Genomic DNA, 806 nt, shown 5'->3' on the forward strand with positions numbered 1-806 from the left:
GGACCGGGCCGCCGCGCTGGGGGTGACCGTGCTGTTCGCCACCCACCGCACCGACCAGTTGCCCGCCTGCCTCAGCCGCGCCCTGCTGGTGCAGGGCGGGCGCATCATGGCGGAAGGCCCGCTGGCCGAGGTCATGGCCAACCTGCCCGCCGACTCCGGCGTGTGCGGTGGAGATGGGCTGGACGCCCCGGATACGGCGCACAATGACGTGACCGGCATGCCTGACCGGTCCGGCATGTCGGGCGAGAACGGCACAAACGCCGATTCGCCCTCGCCCCTGCCCCCGGTGCTGGCCCGCATCGAACGGGCCGACGTGTACGTGGAGCGGGTGCACGTGCTGCACGCCATCGACTGGACCATCCGGCGCGGCGAGAACTGGTGCATCATCGGCCCCAACGGCTCCGGCAAGTCCACCCTGCTGCGCCTGCTGCACGGCGAGGAAAACGTGGCCGTGGGCGGCGACATCGTGTGGTTCGCGGACGAGGCCTCCTGCGGGGTGGCCCGGCGCGGGCCGCCGCAGCAGGCATCCCTGCGCGACCTGCCCCTGCTGCACCGCCGCGTGGCCCTGGTGTCCGACCAGTTGCAGGCCACCTACGGGTATGACCTGACCGCCGAGGAACTGGTGCTGACCGGTTTTTCCGGCACCATCGGCCTGTACGACGAGCCGGACGACGACCAGCGGGCCGAGGCCGCCCACTGGCTGCGCATACTGGGCGTCGCCGGGCTTGCCGGGCAGCGCATCCGCACCCTGTCCACCGGGCAGTTGCGCCGCGTGCTGCTGGCCCGCGCCCTGGCGGGCGCGCCGG

At 73.1% G+C, this 806-nt stretch carries 1 protein-coding gene; it reads left to right on the forward strand.

Features of this window, described 5'->3' with window-relative positions; all coding sequences use genetic code 11:
- Positions 1 to 806: ATP-binding cassette domain-containing protein (locus FVW20_RS17225; RefSeq protein WP_196610546.1), on the forward strand; the 806-nt coding region annotated here is incomplete at both ends.

The organism is Nitratidesulfovibrio oxamicus, from assembly GCF_015731765.1.
Taxonomy (GTDB): domain Bacteria; phylum Desulfobacterota; class Desulfovibrionia; order Desulfovibrionales; family Desulfovibrionaceae; genus Cupidesulfovibrio; species Cupidesulfovibrio oxamicus.